Here is a 19,887-nt window from a genome sequence, read left to right on the forward strand (position 1 = left end):
TCTTTTTCATTAATCATGGAAGAACGTCCGATATAAGGCTTTGATGGCTTTTTCTTCTTGTTCTTTTTTGATACCAAACATAATACTTACTTCCGAAGATCCTTGGTTAATCATTTCTAAGTTGATTTTTTCTTTGGCTAACGCCATTGTACTTTCAGCAGTAACCCCAATTCGTTGGCGCATGCCTTCCCCGACAATCATAATCATGGAAAGGTGATGCGTGATGCGTAACTCATCAGGCGCTAAAACTTCTTGGAGTTGGGCCATCAGTCTATTTTCAATTTCAGTTGTTAACTGGTCTTCTCTTAAAACAATTGTGATGTCATCAATTCCTGAGGGCATATGCTCATAGCTTAAGGCTAATTTTTCTAGTACTTCTAAAAGCCGTCGCCCAAAACCTAACTCTCTATTCATTAAATACTTACTAATGTAAATACTTGCGAACCCTTGATCACTAGCAATTCCTACAACAGGGGCATGCTTCACTTTGCGAGAAGTAGTAATTAGGGTGCCAGGATGATGTGGGTTGTTAGTATTTTTGATAACGACTGGAATATTTGCGCGATAGGCAGGCATTAAAGCTTCGTCGTGGAGGACGGCAAATCCTGCATAAGCTAACTCCCGCATTTCTCTGTAGGTCAATTCTTGAATCGTTTGAGGCTGTTCAATAATTCCAGGATGGGCGACATAAATTCCGTCCACATCGGTAAAGTTTTCATACAAATCTGCTTGAACACCTGCGGCAACAATGGACCCTGTGATATCGGAACCGCCACGAGAAAAAGTACAAATTTCGCCGGCTTCTGTATAACCAAAGAAACCTGGAATAACCAAGATTTGTTGAGTCTCACGATAGGCACTAATTTTCTCTAAAGCTTTTGGTAAAATGCGGGCATTGCCTGGCTCAGGTGTCACTAGGAGACCTAATTCTTTTGGACTAATGTAGCGAGCATCTAAGCCATTCTGATTGAAAAAACTGGCAACAACTTTTGCATTATTGTCCTCGCCGCTAGCTAAAAAATAGTCAAATAAAAAAGCATTGTTTTCTTTTGGTAAAGTGGCTAATTGGCGAATCGAAATAGCAATATCAGCTAAAACTGCTTTATCCAAGTGTAATTCATCAAAAAGATCTTCATAACGACGAATGATGGCAGAGATTGTCGATTCAATTTCCTCATTATTTAAGTAGCGCTGATAGTATTGAATCAATAAATCAGTCACTTTAATATCTTGCGGGGTTCGCTTTCCAGGAGCGGATACAACGACAAACGTTCGGCGCGGCTCTTCCTTGACGATTTGTAAGACTTTCTGTAACTGTGGTGCTGATGCTAGCGAGCTACCGCCGAATTTAACTACGTTCACGTTTATCACTCCTGTTTTTAATTATTTTCTCATTTGTAGATTAGTAAAAGGATACCGAAAAACATTTAGAAAAGCAACCACTTATTTTCAGAAAGTTAGGAAATCATGAAAATATTTGTTCTTCATTTTTTCTTAAAATTTTGTTAAACTGTAAAGATATGAGTCGTAACGAAGGAGTTAAATAGTATGACAGAATCCAAAACTGCCATTATTTTTGATATGGACGGTGTCCTAGTAGATAGCGAAGCTTATTATTATGAGCGACGTAAAGCATTTTTAGCGGAATTTGATTTGACCATTGAGGGCCTAACCTTGCCGGAATTAGTCGGTGCGGATATGCGTTCATTATGGCAAAAGATTGAACAAGTCAACAAAAGAGAGCTAGATATTGCTTTTTTAAATGAACAATACATAGCCTATAAAAAAGCGCATCCGATAGATTATTTAGCTGTGCTTGATGAAAATGCGAAACGTGTTTTACAATTTTTAAAAAGACAAGGCTATAAAATCGGATTAGCTTCTTCTTCCACAAAAGACGCAATTGAAGAGGTTTTGACAGTGGGGCAATTAAGTAGTTATTTTGATGCGGTCGTGAGTGGGGAAGATTTCGAAGAAAGTAAACCGGCGCCGGATATTTATCTGCACACGTTACAAGAATTAGCTGTTGCGCCACAGGAATGTATAGCCATTGAAGATTCAGAAAAAGGCATTGCTTCTGCCAAAGAAGCTGGGCTAGAAGTTTGGGCTATGCGTGATGAACACTTTGGGATGGATCAAAGTCAAGCGGATGCCTTCTTAACACAACTAAGTGATATTTGTAAAAAAATTAGTGAAAATCGGATCGATAAAAGCAGTGAATCAACCCCTTCGTAAGAAGATCGCGGGTTTTCTTAAAAAAATTTGTTATAACTAGTGAATGAATATACAGTTTGTGCTATAATTTTCTATAGGTATTTCTGCAAGAATGCCCTTTTTCAAGGGTCAGGAACAATAGATAACCGTGTGAAGAGAACAAACAACCTTTCTTTTATTATAGAAAAATTATCGGAGGAGCCAAAATGAAGAATAATTGGATTATCATTTTAGTACTAGTAATCGTTATTATTGCTGCGGTGCTATACTTAATTGGTTATTTTATGCGCAAAAAAAATCAAGAACAATTAGATGAATTAGAAGTTCGTAAAGAAGCCCTGTTTGACTTGCCAGTCTTTGAAGAAATCGATGACATTAAAAAAATGCATCTAGTTGGACAGAGTCAAAATAGTTTCCGTGAATGGAATCAACGTTGGGTAGAACTATCAACGCGTTCTTTCGCCGAACTAGAGAGTCAAATTTATGAAGTCGAAAATCAAAATGAAATTTTCCGTTTCATGAAAGCGAAGAAAGCAGTCGTGGAAGCGAATGAAACGATGACCGAAATGGAAGCCGAAGTGGAAGTCATTCGTAATGGCTTGAAAGAATTACGTGAAAGTGAAGAGCGCAATTCATTAGAAGTTCAAAAAGCTTTGGATGTCTATGAAGAATTAAGTAAATCACTAAAAGATGATAAAGCTAGCTTTGGTCCAGCATACTCCGAAATCCAAAAACAATTAAGAAACGTCGAAATTGAATTCACACAATTTGTCACACTAAATACATCGGGGGACCCAATCGAGGCTCGAGAAGTCCTAGAAGATGCGGAACGTCATACGTATGAATTGGAAGACTTAATGAAACGGATTCCACCAATGTATGAAGAATTAAATGAAACTTTCCCAGATCAATTAAAAGAAATCGAAGAAGGCTACAACCAATTATTAGCTGACGATTACGTGTTCCCTGAACAAAACTTTGCTGAAGAAATTCAACATGCGAAAAAACGTGTCGAGAATTCAATGGCTGATTTAGAGAAAACAGAGATTGCCGCAGTAGAGGTCGCAAATCGCGACACAGCAACGGCGATTGATGCATTATATGAAGTGATGGAACGTGAGATTGAAGCGAAGAAATATGTCGTGACCAATCAAAAAATTATTGACGATTATATTTCTCATTCCTTAAAAAATAACCGTCAATTAATGATTGAATTGGACCATGTATCACAAAGCTACACCTTAAATAACAACGAGCTAGGACGTAGTCGTGGTTTCCAAACGGAAATTGAAGAAATTATTCGCCGTCAAAAAGACTTGGAACCTCGAATGAAAGAACATACCGTTCCTTACTCTGAAATTCAAGCGTTCTATAAAGAATGCTATAAGATTTTAGATGATATTGAAAATCAACAATTAGAAATTGATGCTTCATTGAAAGAACTAAGAAAAGGCGAAAAAGTCGCCCAAGAAAAAGTCGACGAATACGAATTCCGTTTACGGAGTATCAAACGGTATGTTGAAAAGCAACGATTACCAGGTTTGTCTGCTGATTACTTAGAATTTTTCTATGTGGCAACGGATCGAATTGAAGATTTAAGCCGAGCCTTAAATAAAATGCGCATTAACATGGATGAAATCAATCGTTTGTGTGACTTATGCGAAGATGATTTAGAGTTATTAGATAAGAAAACAAAAGATTTAGTCAATGCAGCAGCTCTGACAGAACAAATGATGCAATATGCAAACCGCTATCGTCATACTCACGAGAACATCCGAACGGCTTTAGATAAAAGCATGTATTTATTCTCGACAGAATTCCGTTATCAAGATGCATTAGATGAAATTGGAACAGCATTGGAAGCTGTTGAGCCAGGGGCGTTCAAACGAATCGAAGATTTTTATTTTAAAAATATCAATAACCCTAATCTAACAGCAATTTAATTAAACAATCACTAAACAGAGGTTTGTCGACAGACAAGCCTCTGTTTTTATGGCGTGGGGGTGACTTGAAGTGATACTTTAGAAAGTATATAATGGGAAAGAATTTTAAAAAAGAAGGGTGACAAATGATTTATTTTGATAATAGTGCAACTACACCGATTTACCCCCAGGCTTTAGATACATATGTAAAAACCAGTCAGCGGATTATTGGCAATCCGTCTAGTCTGCATGACTTAGGCAACCAAGCGAATCGGCTCTTACAACAAGCACGGAAGCAGATTGCGGAGCTAATCAATGTTTCAGCAAATGAAATCTATTTTACAAGTGGCGGAACTGAAGGAGATAATTGGGTTTTAAAAGGAACGGCAATCGAAAAACGAGAATTTGGTAATCATATTATTATTTCTGCAGTGGAACATCCAGCAGTTACAGAAACAGCGGAACAATTAGTCGAACTAGGTTTTGAACTTTCTTATGCGTCAGTGGATAAAGAAGGTCGTGTAAAAGTCGAGGAACTACAGAAATTAATTAGAAAAGAAACGATTTTGGTTTCTGTTATGGCAGTCAACAATGAAGTGGGAACGATTCAACCAATTAAAGAAATTAGCGAGGTTTTAGTGGAGTTTCCTAAAATTCATTTTCATGTAGACGCGGTTCAAGCAATTGGGAAAGTTAATTACTCAGAGTGGTTAACGGATCGGGTGGATTTTGCAACGTTTTCTGCACATAAATTTCATGGACCACGAGGCATTGGTTTTATGTATTGGAAACAAGGAAAACGTTTAGCGCCGCTTTTAACAGGAGGCGGGCAAGAAAACAACCAACGCAGTGGGACAGAAAACGTACCAGCAATTGTGGCAATGGCCAAAGCGTTACGTTTGCATTTAGAGAACGAACAACAACGGCCGCAACATGTGGCGACATTACGGAGTTATTTATTAAAGGCGCTAGAAGAATTTCAAAATGTAACTGTTTTTTCACAAGATAATGAACATTTTGCGCCACACATTTTATGTTTTGCTTTGAAAGGGATTCGTGGCGAAGTGCTGGTCCATGCATTGGAAGAAAAACAGATTTATATTTCGACTACGAGTGCTTGTTCTAGCCGGAAAAAAATGGCTAGCAGCACCTTGTATGCCATGCATGTGCCAGGGGAATTAGCGACTTCCGCTGTGCGCATTAGTTTAGATGAAAGCAATACAATGGCAGAAATTGAACAATTTATGATTGTTTTCAACCAACTTTATCAAAAATTTTCTCGTGTAAATTAATAAAAAAATAAGTCGGAGCCTAGAAATAGGTTCCGACTTATTTTTTGTTCTCTTTATCGATTGAAGCGGTAGCCACTTCCCCAGAGTGTTTCAATTGGAGAGTCAGAAAGATTGGCTTTTTTTAATTTTTCCCGAATCCGTTTAATGTGAACAACGACAGTCGAAACCTCAGTATCTAAGGCATCAAACCCCCAGACACTTTCAAAAAGTTCTTCTTTATTCCACACACGGTTAGGATGTTCCATCAAGAAAACCAACAATTTGTATTCTTTGCTTGTAAAAATAACTTCATTTTCTAAAACAAACACTTTGTGGGCGGCAGTGTCGACAGCGATTTCATTGATTTTTAGTAATTGTGGCGGTTGCTCTGCCTTGCTTAACAATTGATAGCGGTTCATATGGGCTTTTGCTCGAGCGACCAATTCATTGGGACTAAACGGTTTAATTATATAATCATCCGCACCTAAGCCAAGACCACGAATTTTATCAATATCTTCTTTTTTAGCCGAAACAATCATGATCGGCGTTTGCTTTTTTTTCCGAATTGCACGACAGATTTCAAAACCATCCATAGTTGGCAGCATCACATCTAAAATAATTAAATCAAAGGGCTCATTTAAAGCTGCTTCCAATCCTTTTTTTCCATCATGTTCGATTGTGACAGTCATATCGTTAATTTCTAAATAATCTTTTTGCAAATCAGCAATACTTGGATCATCTTCAATAATTAATACATGTGGTTTCATTTTTCATCCTCCAACAACGGCAGCGTAATTATCACGTTGGTGCCGTCTCCTTTTTTACTTGTGACAGTGATTGTTCCCTGATGATAGTCAATAATTTGTTTGACAATACTTAACCCCAAGCCGCTTCCTTTGACCGTTGGGGTTCGAGATTTGTCCACACGATAGAAGCGTTCGAATAAATAAGGTAATTCTTTTTCATCGATACCAATACCATTATCTGTAATGGTTAAAATTAAGTCTGTTTGATTATGCGCTAAAGAAATCGTAAAGGCTAGTTGTTCTTTAGTGGGATCCGCAAATTTAATACTATTTTGAATTAGATTGGTAATTACGCGATTCATCTGCGTTGGATCCATTTGAACATATAAAGCTTCGGCGGGAAGGACAGAAGTGATCACGAGTTCTTGTTCCAAACGGTATTCTTCAAGAATATGTGCAATAAAACGAGTGAAATTGGTCTTTTCCATTGTAAAGACAGCACGGTCTAGGTCTAATTTAGAATACAAAAATAATTCTTCAATTAAATCATTGAGGCCTAAACTTTTTTCATGAATGACCGTTAAATAGCGCTGTTTTTTTTCTTCGGTATTGGCAACACCATCCATCAAGCCTTCAACGTAACCAATGATAGAAGTAATTGGTGTTTTTAAGTCATGAGAAATATTGGCAATTAATTCTTTCCGATTAGCTTCATATTTTTCGCGTTCCGCATTGGCTTCTTCTAAATCTTGCCACATTTGTTCAAAACTAAGTTGGAGCTGTTTGACTTCTGTTGAGACGGTTTGGTGGCTAGTTGGTGTAAATGGATTTTCTTTTTGGGCATCCTTACCCAATGTTTTAGTCGCTTTTTCTAATGCTTCTAATGGCTCGATAGTGGTTTTGGTTAAGCGCTTATTAATGAGCCAAGCTGCCGCAATTGCTACAAGGATAATTAACAAAATCATCCAGATAATCCAGCGTGTGAAGAATTCAAAAAGGCTGCTTTCGCGTTTCAAGACAATAAAGCTCCCGTTAGAACCATCTAAATAATGAAAATCGGATTTGACATAATGATACAGACGCCCTGCGTTATCCAGTGTGCCAGTTGGCGTAATATTATTCATTTCGTAGTTTGGAATATGTACAGACAAAGATTTTTCTACTAAATTATCCGAATAATAAGGAAACCGTGCATTCTTTCGAATAATCACACTTAATCCTTTTGCTTCAATTGTTTGAATCGTTTCCTTTAATTCTTTACTCAAAGGCGTATCTAGTAATTTCGGTGATTTTTTTAGCAGTTGATCTAAGGCCAAATAACTTTCTTCTTCGTTAGCGGTCAATGGTCGTTGCTTATTCATCATTCGGTAAGCTTGGGGCAAACTGGGGACAGTTCCTAATGTGATGTAAGAAGCTAAGGATAAAACAGCTAAAACAGAGGCTAAAGTAATAATGATGGCACTAATATAAGAAATAAAAAAGCGGCGTTTAATGGTCAAAAGCGTCCCTCCTAGTGGTTTTAATCTATTTCTTACTTATAGTGTATTACAAGTGAACAAAAAAAAGCTAGTATTGTTATTAACTTTTTTTCATTTGTTTATAATTTGTTCATTTTTCGGCAAGTAGGAGTTTATAAGGCTTTGCTATTCTAGATATATCAAAAAGAAAAAGGGGATTACCAACCATGAAAAAGAAAAAAGTTTTTAGTGCGCTTACCTTATTAACCTTTAGTACGTTGTTGATTGCAGGCTGTGCTGGCGGAGCCAACTCTGCAACAGATAAATCAAGTGCAGCTAGCTCAAGCACTGCAGTCTCTAGTTCAGCAGAAGCAGCTAAAGAGCAATCAAAAGGACAAGAATTAACAGAAATTTTATCCAGTACTGATTGGCAAGGCACAAAAGTTTACGACAAAAACAATAATGATTTAACAGCAGAAAATGCTAATTTTATTGGTTTAGCAAAATATGATGGTGAAACAGGTTTTTATGAATTTTTCGACAAAGAAACAGGTGAAACCCGTGGCGATGAAGGCACATTCTTCGTGACAGACGATGGCGAAAAGCGTATCTTAATTTCGGATACACAAAACTATCAAGCAGTGGTTGATTTAACGGAAGTGACGAAAGATAAATTTACCTATAAGCGAATGGGGAAAGATAAAGATGGGAAAGATGTAGAAGTCTTTGTAGAACATGTCCCTTATTCTGACAAAAAGTTAACTTTTACGAACGGTCGTAAAGATTTAGAAACAGAAACTGGCAAGATTGTTACCAATGAACCTGGCGATGACATTTTAGGGGCCACATTATGGAATGGCACGAAAGTTTTAGATGAAGACGGTAACGATGTTACTGAAGCAAATAAAATGTTTATTAGTTTAGCAAAATTTGATAATAAAACAAGTAAATATGAATTCTTTGATTTAGAAACGGGTAAAACTCGTGGAGATTTTGGTTACTTCCAAGTAATTGATAATAACAAAATCCGTGCCCATGTTTCAATTGGTGACAATAAATATGGAGCTGCATTAGAATTAACAGAATTAAATGATAAACGTTTTACGTATACACGAATGGGTAAAGACAATAACGGCAAAGAAATTAAAGTTTTTGTGGAACATGAACCGTATGAAGGCGACTTTACGCCAAACTTCACGTTCTAATTAGTCAATTACGAGTAGATGAAGTGGCCAAAAGAAAGTAAAGGATTCTTTTGACCACTTTATTTTTAACAAAAAAATAGTTTATAGTTGTTTTTAATCGTTTATAAATTGTTCATTTTTCTGACAGTGGTAGTTTAGAATCGTTTGTTAAGATAGGTTTATCAAAGAAAAGGAGCGATGCTTTATGAAAAAGAAAGTATTAAGTTCGATTACTTTAGTAACATTAAGTACGTTACTGATAGCAGGTTATGCAAGTCCAGCATTTGCAGATCATGCAGCCAATCCAAACAGTGCTACAGCAAATTTAGGTAAACATCAAAACAATGGCCAAACAAAAGGCGACAAGGCGACTAAGATTTTATCTGGTACGGACTGGCAAGGAACCCGAGTTTATGATGCTGCAGGTAATGATTTAACGGCAGAAAATGCTAATTTTATTGGGTTAGCAAAATATGATGGTGAAACCGGTTTTTACGAGTTTTTCGACAAAAATACTGGGGAAACCCGTGGTGACGAAGGAACATTTTTTGTGACAGGTGATGGTACAAAACGAATTTTAATTTCGCGGACACAAAATTATCAAGCCATAGTGGATTTAACTGAAGTAAGTAAAGATAAATTTACTTACAAACGTTTAGGAAAAGATAAACTGGGGAATGATGTCGAAGTTTACGTGGAACATATCCCTTATCATGGGAAAAAATTAGCTTTTACAAATGGACGTGAAGCATTAACCAATCAAACTGGCAAAATTGTGACAAATAAATCAGGGGATAAAATTTTAGGAACAACCTTGTGGAATGGCACAAAAGTCGTAGATAAAAATGGGAATGATGTGACAGCGGCCAATCAAAATTTCATTAGTTTAGCGAAATTTGATCCAAACACAAGTAAATATGAATTTTTCAATTTACAAACGGGTGAAACCCGCGGCGACTTTGGGTATTTCCAAGTGGTGGACAATAACAAGATTCGGGCCCATGTATCTATTGGTACGAATCGTTACGGTGCGGCGCTAGAATTAACGGAACTAAACAATGATCGATTTACGTATACTCGAATGGGTAAAGATAACGCTGGTAATGATATTCAAGTGTTTGTGGAACATGAACCTTACCAAGGAACTTTTAATCCAACATTTACCTTTTAAAAACTAGACATGAGAATAGGAACCAAAAGCAGGACTTCCTGCTTTTGGTTTCTCTCTTTTTAAAATAGAAAAACAGAGAAAGCGTTTTAATCGACAAATAAAAAAAGATTCGTTAGATTAGAACCACTGGAGAAAAATCTCATATTTCTCTCGAGGAAAGGAAGTTGAGCACAATGAACAAAAAAATTTTAATGGGGCTATTAAGTGTCGTGACCATTCCATTACTTGCTGCGTGTCAAGGAGGAGAAACACCTTCCGCAGCGTCAAAAAATAGTCAAACGGTGACTACTCAAAGTAGTGCAAAAACTGAAAGCACCAGTACAACCCGTTCGGTGGCTCAAACAACATCAAAAGAGGAAGTGAAAGAACCGATGAAGACCTATGAAGTGGGTGCGCTTTTAGAAGCAGCCAATCAACGAGATACGAAGAAGGTCAAGGAAATTTTACAAGATACTACTTATCAAGTGGATGAAGTCGACACAGAAGGCAACACACCGCTCAATATCGCTGTTCACAATAATGACATTGAGATTGCAAAAGCGTTGATTGATCGGGGTGCCGATATTAATCTGCAAAATAGCATTAGTGATAGTCCCTATCTTTATGCGGGAGCACAAGGACGTACGGAGATTTTAGCGTATATGTTAAAAAATGCGACACCAGATTTAACTAAGCATAACCGTTACGGTGGCAATGCGTTAATTCCGGCAGCTGAAAAAGGACATATTGACAATGTGAAGCTCTTGTTAGAAGATGGACGAGAAGACATAGATTTCCAAAATGACTTTGGCTATACAGCGTTGATTGAGGCAGTGGGGTTACGTGAAGGGAACCAACTTTACCAAGATATTGTAAAATTGTTAATGGAAAATGGTGCGGATCAATCCATTAAAGACAATTCTGGTCGAACAGCAATGGACTATGCCAATCAAAAAGGTTATACGGAAATTAGTAAAATTTTAGCACAGTACAACTAAGTATTGTGTCCTTTCGGGAAGGAATAAATACAGGTAGGAGTGAAGGAAAGCATGAATTATTGGTTAAAAAATGTTCGAATTGAAACAGGGTATCAAAAAGAAGGTGACTGGTTATCTGGGACAGTAACCAAAGAAGTGGCAATTGAAGTAACAGATGGAGTATTTACAAAAATCATCCCCAATGAAGAATTGGTAGAAGAACCTGGGTTGACAATTATTGATGGTCACCATCAATTGATTTTACCAGGTTTGATTGAAAAACATTGTCACTTTGATAAAAGTAAACTAGGTGTTCCGTGGTATCCGGTGACGCCAGCGAAGTCAATTGTGGAACGTGTCGAAGCAGAAATCCCTTATTTAGATAGTTTAGAACTTTCTTTAACTGAACGCGCCAATCATTTAATTGACTTAGAATTACCACATGGCGCGACAGCCTTCAGAACACATGTTGACGTGGAACCGATGACAGACTTACGTTATTTTGATGAAGTCCAAGCATTGGCCCAAGCGAAACCATTTGCGGTAGAAATTGTCGTCTTTCCACAGCACGGCTTACTACGTTCAGATTCCGTTGAATTAGTTGATCAAGCATTGGCAAAAGGTGCCGATTTTATTGGTGGCGTGGATCCTTATTCATTGGATGGTGATTACAAAAAATCATTGGCTGAAACATTCCGCTTAGCAGATAAACATGGTGTCGGTGTGGATATTCATTTACATGACCGTCATGAAGCTGGGACAACAACGATTAAAGAAATTATTCGTTTAACGAAAGAATATGGTCTACAAGACAAAGTATTTATCAGTCATGCCTTCGGGTTAAATGATTTCATTGGTGAAAAACGTGACGAAGTTTATGACGCTTTAGCAGCAGAAAAAATTCATATTAATTCCAGCGTGCCAATCACACCTAACACGATTCCGCCAATTATGGAATTGTTACGTCATGGAGTCAATGTCCATCTTGGTTGTGACAATATCTACGATTGCTGGTCTCCTTATGGTGATGGCTCATTACAAGAAAAATTGGCTCGTTTAGGTGAACTTTTTAATGTGAAAGATCAAGATGCTTTAACACAATTATTAGGCTTAGTGACAGATGGTATCACGACTTTAGATGAACAAGGGCAAGCAAATTGGCCGCAAGTTGGTGCTGAAGCAACTTACTTACTCACTGAAGCAGAATGTGCGGCGGCTTTTGTCGCTCGTCAGACACCGGTGGAAATCAGTGTGGTAAAAGGAACCACACTTTATCAAAAATAACAAAAAGAAGCGAGATTTCTCGCTTCTTTTTTTGTTATGCTTATCGTTCCTTCAACCAGCTATCCAATTGCTCAAATAAAGCGATGACCGAAGGATCTTTGGTTTGTTTTAAAAAATCATGTTCTAAATAGTAAACCGCTTTAAAGGTACTCTCAGGAATGGTCCGTCCGATTTTTTTGCTATAGCGGAACGGCACTTCTTCGTCTGAGCTACTAGCTGTACTGAAACAAGGTGGAAACGTTTTTAATGTTTCGTCTGACAGTGCGTAAGCAGACCAGTCCTCATTTTCTGGTAATCCGTAAAAGTGCGGCAATAGCCCTTGCTGAATACTGTAATGATACAGCAGATAGCGAGAAAGAAAAGGATCATCCCAAACAGGCTTTGTTTGGTCAATGGTAGCTATTTCTTTAGCGGAAATGGCTTGCTTTAATAATTTTCGTGGCTCTTTAATAAATTCTAAATCTGTATAGCCGTAAAAATTGACTAAAAATTGTGGCGTCAAATTTAGTGTTTGTAATTGTTTGGTTAACTGTAACATTAAATAACCGCCAGCGGAACGTCCGCACAAACCAAATGGCTGATTTTGAATAATCTCTTCGTTTAGCAATTGGAAGGTTTCTGTTAGCGTCCCTAAGATGTGATCGATTTTTGTATTTGGAGCCAACAAATAGTCCAGCGCTAAAACGGTATAGCCATTGCTTGTAAACAGCTCCTTCAGTTCTTCTGGTAAATCACTTTTGGTTCCATAAATCATCCCGCCACCATGTAAATAGACGACATAGTTCGTTGATTCAGTCGTAGTGGGGTAGATAGTAACTGTTGCGCCATTAGCGAGTGTTTGATTGTTTTTCAAGTGCACGTCTCCTCATCTTTATAATGTATGTGGCAATTTCATAATTTAACAATTGCAAGGGATTGGCTAAGTCAATATCAAGAAGTTGTTCCACTTTGTTTAAACGATAACGAATCGTTTTTGAATGAAGGAACATCGCTTCAGAGGTCTGTTTATAGTTGCGATTATTTTGGAAAAAACTGTACAAGGTTTCAAACAAATCGTAGTTATTTTCGGCTAATTGATAAAGTGCGCGAGGAATTAATTCGTCTAAATTTTCCAATTGGTCTTCGCGGATAAAATTTTTAAATACCCCGATATCGGCTAAGGTGACAATTGGTCCGTTATAAAAAGTTTCATTAAAGCGCAGAATGTCCAGACATTCAATCAGTAGCTCTTTAATCCCTTCTCGTGATTTTAAACTGCTGACGGCAACGGTAAGCGTGTCGTTTTCTTCTAAAAGTTCAGCTAATAAACGACTTAATTGCAGCTTTGTAATTTTTCCATCACTTTCATTGAAGTTAAAAAGGACCGCCGAATAATTTAGCTGATCGAAGAAGATGGATTTCACACGCAGGGTACGAAGTAAGGCAATAATTCGTTCTTTCATGAGTTGTGTATTGGTGTCTTTGGTAGAAAAAGCAATCGCTTGGTAAGAATCTAGCTCTTGCATTTGCACTTCACGAAGCAAACTGTTTAGCTCGTCAGGATTTTGTGGTGTATTTTGTAAAATAGCATCCGCTAAGTTGTTCAAACGAGTATACCGTTCTTTTTTTAACAAATTTTCGGTATTGAATTTTTCTTGTAAGACATCAATCGCATTTTCGATAATCACTAAATCCGTTTCTTTAACCTTTTCATCTTGTAAATAAACCAGAAGTAAACAATTAGTGGAATAACTATTGAAAATAGAAACTTCTAGTGCCAACTGTTTTTTGGGGTTGGCATGAGAATAAAGTGTTAAAAGAGAGTAATCATTTTTAGTGAATTCACTGTTTTTTAGTTTTTCTCTTGAGAGCACAATCGCATCATGGGGTAAGTCACCATCGCTAATTTCCAGATGTTTATCCAACATTTTTAAAGCGAAGGGTAATTTAATGATGTCATAAAATTCTTGCATAATCGTCTCAACCGTTGGGTAGTGGCGCTCTAATTTGGTGAAACGTTGGCGCACATCGTAATACGTACGTAAGACATGCGACTGATAATTCAACAAAGGCTCGTAAATCGTAAATAGAATTTTTTCATAGCTAATGTCTTGTGTGATTTTAATTAAAGGAATTTCATAATTGAAACATAATTCGATAAACCACTCTGGAATCATTTTAATGAATCGATCTGTTTTCAAAATTAAGCCGCTGATGCCAATTCGGCGCATCTTTACGAAAAAATTTTCCAACTCTTTTTCGGGTAGATCATGCAATGCGTAGAAAGAAGTCAAAATTAACTGATTCTTTCTACTCCAGTTCTCGATATCAATCGCTTCTAAGACCATTGCCGAATCAACTTCATTGTCTAAACCAATCTCTTTCGTCAAAATTTTACCTTTTTTTAAGTCACCTATCGATAATAACTCTCTTAATTTCATCGTTTTCTCCTTTTTTCCTCTTATGGATAAAAATTATACCATTTTTTTAGAATTATGTCCGATGAAAACACTTTCTCGTTTCGATACAATAGCATTGTAAGGAATAGATAGGAGGATGAACAATGTTACACACAGTAATTTTGAAAAACAATTACCAAGACTCCATCAACTTAATGTTATTGACCAATAAAATCAATGCATTAGATGGTGTAACCATGAGTCAAATCATGATGGGAACAGATGCCAACAAAGACATCCTTAACAACACGAACTTGTTAACGGATGAGGCCAATAGTGCATCTGCAAACGACATGATGATTGTGGTTGACAGTGAAAAAGAAAACATCATGGAAGAAGTTATGCCAGCGATTGATGAATTCTTAGATGATTTATCAGCAAAGGGAACTAGTGAAGAAGCACAAGCAGCAACTTCTTGGTCAGAAGCGTTTGATCTTTTACCAGAGGCGAATGTAGCGCTATTCAGTATTCCTGGTGAATATGGTGCGCCAGAAATGGAACGTGCCTTAAAAAATGATTTACACGTGTTCTCTTTCACGGATAACGTGTCAATTGAAGATGAAGTACGTTTGAAAAAATTAGCGCATGAAAAAGGCTTACTAATGATGGGCCCTGACTGTGGAACTGGTATTATCTCAAGTATTCCAATCGCCTTTACAAATGTTGTTTCTCCAGGAAACATTGGCGTTGTTGGTGCTTCAGGAACAGGGATTCAAGAAGTTACAACGATTATTGACCGCTTAGGTGGCGGAGTTGTTCACGCCATTGGTACTGGTGGTCGTGACTTAAGCGACAAAGTAGGCGCTATCACTGTGAAAGATGCTATTGTGGCCTTAGAAAATCACGAACCAACCGATGTGATTACAGTCATCTCTAAACCACCTGCAAAAGAAGTTCGTGATGAAGTGGTTGAATTATTACAAAGTATTTCAAAACCAGTCGTTGCGATTTTCTTAGGAGAAAAACCAACAAGTCACGAAGGCAAAGTTTATCTAGCTCATACATTAGAAGAAACAGCTAAAATTGCTGTTGATTTAGCAAATGATGTGGCCGTGAAGAAAAATTACTTTGAAGCATTAGCAAAACCAGCTGTACCAACATTACCAGAAGATAAAGTTGTAAAAGGCTTATATTCAGGTGGTACATTAGCTTCTGAAGCAGGTATGTTAATTTCTGAAGCTTTAGACCTTGGCGGTTTAGTGAAAGCAGAAGGTTATGTCTTGAAATCTCACGGTTATGAAGTCATTGACTTAGGCGATGATATGTATACACAAGGTCGTCCCCACCCAATGATTGACCCAGATGTTCGTATCGAAAAAATTCGTGAATACGCACAAGATGAAAAAACTGGGATTATCTTATTCGATGTGGTGTTAGGCTACGGTGCTCATGAAGACATGGTTGGTGCATTGTTACCAGCAATTGAAGAAGCGCGTGCCACAGCCAAAGAAGCCGGACGTGATCTTTACTTTGTTGCAACTGTTTGTGGGACGACGAAAGATCCGCAAAATTACCAATCGTCGGTTGATCGTTTGAAAGAAGGCGGCGTTTTAGTTGCAGAAAGCAATGCTAAAGCTGTTCAATTAGCTTTATTGTTAAAAGGAATCGAAATTTCAGAAGACGATAAAGAAGTGGTTGCTTACAACGGACCAACTGTCGATGTACCAAAACCAGGCGAAAAAGTAATGGAACTATTAACAACCAAACCAAGAATCATTAACGTTGGGTTACAAAGCTTTACAGAATCAATCGTTGATTACGGTGGCGAAACTGTTCAATTTAACTGGCGTCCGCGTGCCAACGGCAATAAAAAAATGATTAAAATTTTGGATGCTTTGGAAGATTACAGTGAACAAATCGAAGCTGAAAATCACAAAGTAACAGACAAAATTAAAAATGCACAACCATTCTTAGTAGATGTGGTACCTGCAAAATCAGTGATTCCAGAATTAAATGATGACGCACAAAAAACATTACTTCATGCTGGACCACCAATCCAATGGTCTGAAATGACTGGACCAATGAAAGGTGCTTGTATCGGTGCAGCATTATTCGAACGTTGGGCAGACAACGAAGAAGATGCTTTGAAGATTTTTGAAGCTGGCGAAGTACGTTTCATTCCTTGTCACCATGTAAAAGCAGTTGGACCAATGGGCGGTATTACTTCTGGTAATATGCCAGTCTTTGTTGTAGAAAATCGCTTAGAAGGTAACGAAGCATACTGTATCTTGAATGAAGGTATCGGTAAAGTATTGCGTTTTGGTGCTTATTCACAAGAAGTGGTTGATCGTTTAGATTGGATTAAAGATGTTTTAGGACCAACTATTGCGAAAGCTTTGAAACTTTCTGAAGAAGGCTTGAACTTAAACGTATTGATTGCGCGCTCTATTACAATGGGTGACGAGTTCCACCAAAGAAATATTGCCGCATCTTTGAACTTCTTAAAAGAATTGTCTCCATTAATTATCAAAACAGATATTCCAGAAGATCAAAAATACGAAGTAATCAAATTCTTAGCTGACACAGATCAATTCTTCTTAAATGTCATGATGGCAACTGGAAAAGCAATTGTTGATGGTGCCCGTAAAGATACCAACGGAACGATTGTCACAACGATGACTCGTAACGGCGTGAACTTTGGGGTCCGGATTGCAGAAACAGGCGATCAATGGCATACCGCACCAGTAAATACACCAAAAGGTCTTTACTTCACTGGTTTCAGCGAAGAAGACGGAAATCCTGATGTCGGGGATAGTGCAATTACTGAAACAGTAGGCGTTGGAGCAATGGCTATGGTAGCTGCACCTGGCGTAACACGGTTTGTTGGTGCAGGTGGCTTTGAAGATGCGTTAGCAACCTCAAATGAAATGGCAAAAATCTGTGAAGGACACAACCCAACATTTTCAATTCCAACTTGGGATTTCCAAGGAACTTGTTTAGGAATTGATATCCGTAAAGTGGTGGAATTAGGAATTACACCAATCATCAATACAGGGATTGCACATAAAAATGCCGGTGTTGGTCAAATTGGTGCAGGGACAGTTAGAGCACCTCTAGGCTGTTTTGAAAAAGCCCTAGAAGCGTATGCTGAGAAACTAGGCATTACGGTTGAATAACCAACTAGTCATTAGTGACTACATTTTTCCTATCCACCAATATGGCAAGATGGGAACCATTCACAGTGTTTTTGAACGTTCATTTAATCTGAAAGTCCAGGATCAATTAATCAATGTTGCGAACTTCCATAATTATTTATCAAGCTTTGGTATGTTTTTGCCAGATCAATTGTTTCAAGAAATCTTTCCGTATGTACAACAAGGTAATAAAGTCAAAATCACAGAAAATCAGTTGACCTTTTACAGTACAGTCGGCGTGAAAACGATCCAACTCACACCTGCTGAGGTCGTTTCTTTAAACATTACTCATTTCAAGTTAGAAAAAGACCAATTACGCTTGTTGCGAGACCGCTTATTAGCGAGAAACTTAGAACGTAGAATTGGCCTGCCTTTAGACGAACGAGCAAAGCATATTTTCAAAAAAATGAGCCAAAAACAAAAAGTTTGGACACTATCGGAATGGCAAGAAGTAACGAATTATCTGATTGGTCGGGGCAAAGGGTTAACCCCGAGTGGTGATGACATTTTAGTGGCGTATCAAACAATTCTGTTCATACTTGCTGATGAAAGAGCTGCGGCGTTAGCCGCTACTCTTTCGGCAGCAAATTTATCCACAACAGATGTTAGTAAAGGCTATATTGCAAGCTCGGCTAAAGGATATGTAAATTCATTGTTGTATCAGTTACTCTTGGATTTGGAGAACCATCGGGATAATAGAGTTGACGAAAATATTGACAGAATTATACAAATCGGACATTCCTCTGGTAAAGATATGTCATTTGGAATGTTACTAGCTTTACAATCTGTAGAGTTAGATGAGAAGTGAGGAGAAGACATGGAGAATAGTAAAAAAAATCAAGCAGTGCAAGTGAGCAATAGTTACTGGATTAAAGTCGTAGCCATTTTCTTCGTAGGCTGGATTTTAATGTACGCAACACGAACTATTTTTAATCCAGTGATGGGGGTCATTGGAGAACAATTTGGTCTAAGTAACACACAACTTGGTTTAGCCAATAGTATCTTCTTTCTAACCTATGCTGTTGCACAGATTCCTTTTGGGATGATTGGCGATAAAATTGGGCGGAAATTAGTCATTGCTGTTGGGTTTATCGTTCTTGCTATTTCTACTTATTTTAGTGGATTAGCGACAACCTTTGTTATGTTTTTAGTCATTCGTGCAATTGCTGGTATTGGTCAAGGCGCTTACTATGGCCCGCAATATGCGCTATCGACAGAAGCGATTCCAGCAAGTAAACGGACCATCGGTAATGCCATCATCAATAGTGGGATGGCCTTCGGTACATCAGGTGGGTACTTACTTTCAAGTAAGTTGGTTTTAGAAAATGGTGAACATTGGAGCAAACCATTCTTTATCATGGCGATTCCAACGTTTATCGTAGGAATTCTTTTCTATACAATTTTGAAAGAAAAAGTGATTCGTCCTGGTGAAGAAGCTGCACGAGCAGCTGCTGAAGAAGGACCACAAGAAAAGATCTCATTAAAAGAAATTTTTTCAAATCGTAATTTATTAGCCGCATTTATTTTATGTTTCACAAGTATTTATGCAAACTTTGTCATTATTACTTGGTTGCCACAATTTTTAATTGCTGAACGTGGCTTTACAGGAGCGAGCGTTGGTTTCATTTCATCACTTGTACCATGGGCCTCTATTCCAGGCGCCTTAATCTTCGCTCGTTTGAATGATAAAACAGGTGCGACGAAAAAATTAGTCTTTACATTAGTACCTTTAGCAATCCTATCTGTCTTTGCGATTGCTTTTGTAACAAATCGGACATTGTTAATTTCTGTTTTAATTCTTTATGGGTTAACAGGGAAATTAGCGTTAGATCCAATTATGGTGACTTTTGTTACCAAACATGCACCAAAAGCGGCCTTAGGAACAACGTTAAGTGCCTATAATTTTATCGGGATGTCAGGGTCAATCCTAGCACCGTATGTCACAGGATATTTAGCAGATACAGCAGGCTCAATGCAAGTTGGCTTCTATCTTTCTTGTGTACTATTAGTTATTGGTTTACTAGCTTTTGCTTTCTTAGCTAAAGATGAAAGTAAACCGAAATTAGGTTAATTATCCCTTCGATAATGACTGAAACAATCAAAATGAGCA

15 protein-coding genes are annotated in these 19,887 nt (G+C 37.7%); 10 read left to right on the forward strand and 5 right to left on the reverse strand.

The window, feature by feature from the left end; genetic code table 11:
- Nucleotides 1–9 precede the first annotated feature (9 nt).
- Nucleotides 10–1,362: an aspartate kinase gene (locus IGM13_RS01355; RefSeq protein ID WP_002385384.1), complete on the reverse strand. Its 1,353-nt coding sequence runs from the start codon at nucleotides 1,360–1,362 to the stop codon at nucleotides 10–12.
- A 186-nt stretch (nucleotides 1,363–1,548) separates the two neighbouring features.
- Between IGM13_RS01355 and IGM13_RS01360 the strand changes: the two genes are divergently transcribed.
- The 3 genes from IGM13_RS01360 to IGM13_RS01370 all read left to right on the forward strand — a co-directional run bounded on the left by IGM13_RS01360 (nucleotide 1,549) and on the right by IGM13_RS01370 (nucleotide 5,428).
- Nucleotides 1,549–2,235: an HAD family hydrolase gene (locus IGM13_RS01360; RefSeq protein WP_002419234.1), complete on the forward strand. Its 687-nt coding sequence runs from the start codon at nucleotides 1,549–1,551 to the stop codon at nucleotides 2,233–2,235.
- 185 nt (nucleotides 2,236–2,420) lie between these two features.
- A complete protein-coding gene (gene ezrA / locus IGM13_RS01365; protein WP_002375789.1) occupies nucleotides 2,421–4,157 on the forward strand; it encodes a septation ring formation regulator EzrA in 1,737 nt (578 codons plus the stop codon).
- A 125-nt stretch (nucleotides 4,158–4,282) separates the two neighbouring features.
- On the forward strand, nucleotides 4,283–5,428 hold the full coding sequence (locus IGM13_RS01370; protein ID WP_002419232.1) for a cysteine desulfurase family protein: 1,146 nt from the start codon (nucleotides 4,283–4,285) through the stop codon (nucleotides 5,426–5,428).
- A gap of 53 nt (nucleotides 5,429–5,481) precedes the next feature.
- On the opposite strand, the gene IGM13_RS01375 is transcribed toward IGM13_RS01370, so the two are convergent.
- Together IGM13_RS01375 and IGM13_RS01380 are read right to left on the reverse strand one after the other, a co-directional pair.
- Nucleotides 5,482–6,174, reverse strand: a complete 693-nt coding sequence (locus IGM13_RS01375) for a response regulator transcription factor (RefSeq protein ID WP_002355236.1) — start codon at nucleotides 6,172–6,174, stop codon at nucleotides 5,482–5,484.
- A complete protein-coding gene (locus IGM13_RS01380) occupies nucleotides 6,171–7,514 on the reverse strand; it encodes a sensor histidine kinase (RefSeq protein ID WP_002419231.1) in 1,344 nt (447 codons plus the stop codon). The genes IGM13_RS01375 and IGM13_RS01380 overlap by 4 nt, the downstream gene beginning before the upstream one ends.
- A 323-nt stretch (nucleotides 7,515–7,837) precedes the next feature.
- Between IGM13_RS01380 and IGM13_RS01385 the strand changes: the two genes are divergently transcribed.
- The 4 genes from IGM13_RS01385 to IGM13_RS01400 all read left to right on the forward strand — a co-directional run bounded on the left by IGM13_RS01385 (nucleotide 7,838) and on the right by IGM13_RS01400 (nucleotide 12,205).
- A complete protein-coding gene (locus IGM13_RS01385) occupies nucleotides 7,838–8,815 on the forward strand; it encodes a DUF4822 domain-containing protein (RefSeq protein WP_002383654.1) in 978 nt (325 codons plus the stop codon).
- Between the two features lie 184 nt (nucleotides 8,816–8,999).
- Entirely contained in the window at nucleotides 9,000–9,965 is a 966-nt protein-coding gene (locus IGM13_RS01390) for a DUF4822 domain-containing protein (RefSeq protein WP_002419230.1), read from the forward strand.
- Between the two features lie 173 nt (nucleotides 9,966–10,138).
- Nucleotides 10,139–10,942 carry an ankyrin repeat domain-containing protein gene (locus tag IGM13_RS01395; RefSeq protein WP_002383656.1) on the forward strand — a complete coding sequence of 268 codons (804 nt, stop codon included), beginning with the start codon at nucleotides 10,139–10,141 and terminating at the stop codon, nucleotides 10,940–10,942.
- A 51-nt stretch (nucleotides 10,943–10,993) separates the two neighbouring features.
- Entirely contained in the window at nucleotides 10,994–12,205 is a 1,212-nt protein-coding gene (locus IGM13_RS01400) for an amidohydrolase family protein (protein ID WP_002419229.1), read from the forward strand.
- A gap of 40 nt (nucleotides 12,206–12,245) precedes the next feature.
- Here the strand turns inward: IGM13_RS01400 and IGM13_RS01405 are convergent, their stop codons facing one another.
- Together IGM13_RS01405 and IGM13_RS01410 are read right to left on the reverse strand one after the other, a co-directional pair.
- Entirely contained in the window at nucleotides 12,246–13,058 is an 813-nt protein-coding gene (locus IGM13_RS01405; protein ID WP_002383659.1) for an alpha/beta hydrolase, read from the reverse strand.
- Nucleotides 13,033–14,625, reverse strand: a complete 1,593-nt coding sequence (locus tag IGM13_RS01410) for a PucR family transcriptional regulator (protein ID WP_002355248.1) — start codon at nucleotides 14,623–14,625, stop codon at nucleotides 13,033–13,035. The genes IGM13_RS01405 and IGM13_RS01410 overlap by 26 nt, the downstream gene beginning before the upstream one ends.
- 122 nt (nucleotides 14,626–14,747) lie before the next feature.
- On the opposite strand from IGM13_RS01410, the gene fdrA reads away from it, so the two are divergent.
- The 3 genes from fdrA to IGM13_RS01425 are packed head-to-tail and all read left to right on the forward strand — an operon-like array spanning nucleotide 14,748 to nucleotide 19,848.
- A complete protein-coding gene (gene fdrA / locus IGM13_RS01415) occupies nucleotides 14,748–17,759 on the forward strand; it encodes a DUF1116 domain-containing protein (protein WP_002355249.1) in 3,012 nt (1,003 codons plus the stop codon).
- The gene (locus IGM13_RS01420) at nucleotides 17,752–18,585 is read left to right on the forward strand and encodes a DUF2877 domain-containing protein (RefSeq protein WP_002355250.1); all 834 of its coding nucleotides are present in this window, start codon (nucleotides 17,752–17,754) and stop codon (nucleotides 18,583–18,585) included. The genes fdrA and IGM13_RS01420 overlap by 8 nt, the downstream gene beginning before the upstream one ends.
- A gap of 9 nt (nucleotides 18,586–18,594) precedes the next feature.
- Nucleotides 18,595–19,848 carry an MFS transporter gene (locus IGM13_RS01425; RefSeq protein WP_002355251.1) on the forward strand — a complete coding sequence of 418 codons (1,254 nt, stop codon included), beginning with the start codon at nucleotides 18,595–18,597 and terminating at the stop codon, nucleotides 19,846–19,848.
- Nucleotides 19,849–19,887 lie beyond the last annotated feature (39 nt).

Source organism: Enterococcus sp. DIV0561 (genome assembly GCF_050539875.1).
GTDB lineage: Bacteria > Bacillota > Bacilli > Lactobacillales > Enterococcaceae > Enterococcus > Enterococcus faecalis.

Excerpts from the sequence above, each read along its gene's own strand:
- IGM13_RS01360 (WP_002419234.1), top strand. The coding sequence starts at position 1,549 with ATGACAGAATCCAAAACTGCCATTATTTTTGATATGGACGGTGTCCTA.
- ezrA (WP_002375789.1), top strand. The coding sequence starts at position 2,421 with ATGAAGAATAATTGGATTATCATTTTAGTACTAGTAATCGTTATTATT.
- IGM13_RS01370 (WP_002419232.1), top strand. The coding sequence starts at position 4,283 with ATGATTTATTTTGATAATAGTGCAACTACACCGATTTACCCCCAGGCT.
- IGM13_RS01375 (WP_002355236.1), bottom strand. The coding sequence starts at position 6,174 with ATGAAACCACATGTATTAATTATTGAAGATGATCCAAGTATTGCTGAT.
- IGM13_RS01380 (WP_002419231.1), bottom strand. The coding sequence starts at position 7,514 with ATGAATAAGCAACGACCATTGACCGCTAACGAAGAAGAAAGTTATTTG.
- IGM13_RS01385 (WP_002383654.1), top strand. The coding sequence starts at position 7,838 with ATGAAAAAGAAAAAAGTTTTTAGTGCGCTTACCTTATTAACCTTTAGT.
- IGM13_RS01390 (WP_002419230.1), top strand. The coding sequence starts at position 9,000 with ATGAAAAAGAAAGTATTAAGTTCGATTACTTTAGTAACATTAAGTACG.
- IGM13_RS01395 (WP_002383656.1), top strand. The coding sequence starts at position 10,139 with ATGAACAAAAAAATTTTAATGGGGCTATTAAGTGTCGTGACCATTCCA.
- IGM13_RS01400 (WP_002419229.1), top strand. The coding sequence starts at position 10,994 with ATGAATTATTGGTTAAAAAATGTTCGAATTGAAACAGGGTATCAAAAA.
- IGM13_RS01410 (WP_002355248.1), bottom strand. The coding sequence starts at position 14,625 with ATGAAATTAAGAGAGTTATTATCGATAGGTGACTTAAAAAAAGGTAAA.
- fdrA (WP_002355249.1), top strand. The coding sequence starts at position 14,748 with ATGTTACACACAGTAATTTTGAAAAACAATTACCAAGACTCCATCAAC.
- IGM13_RS01425 (WP_002355251.1), top strand. The coding sequence starts at position 18,595 with ATGGAGAATAGTAAAAAAAATCAAGCAGTGCAAGTGAGCAATAGTTAC.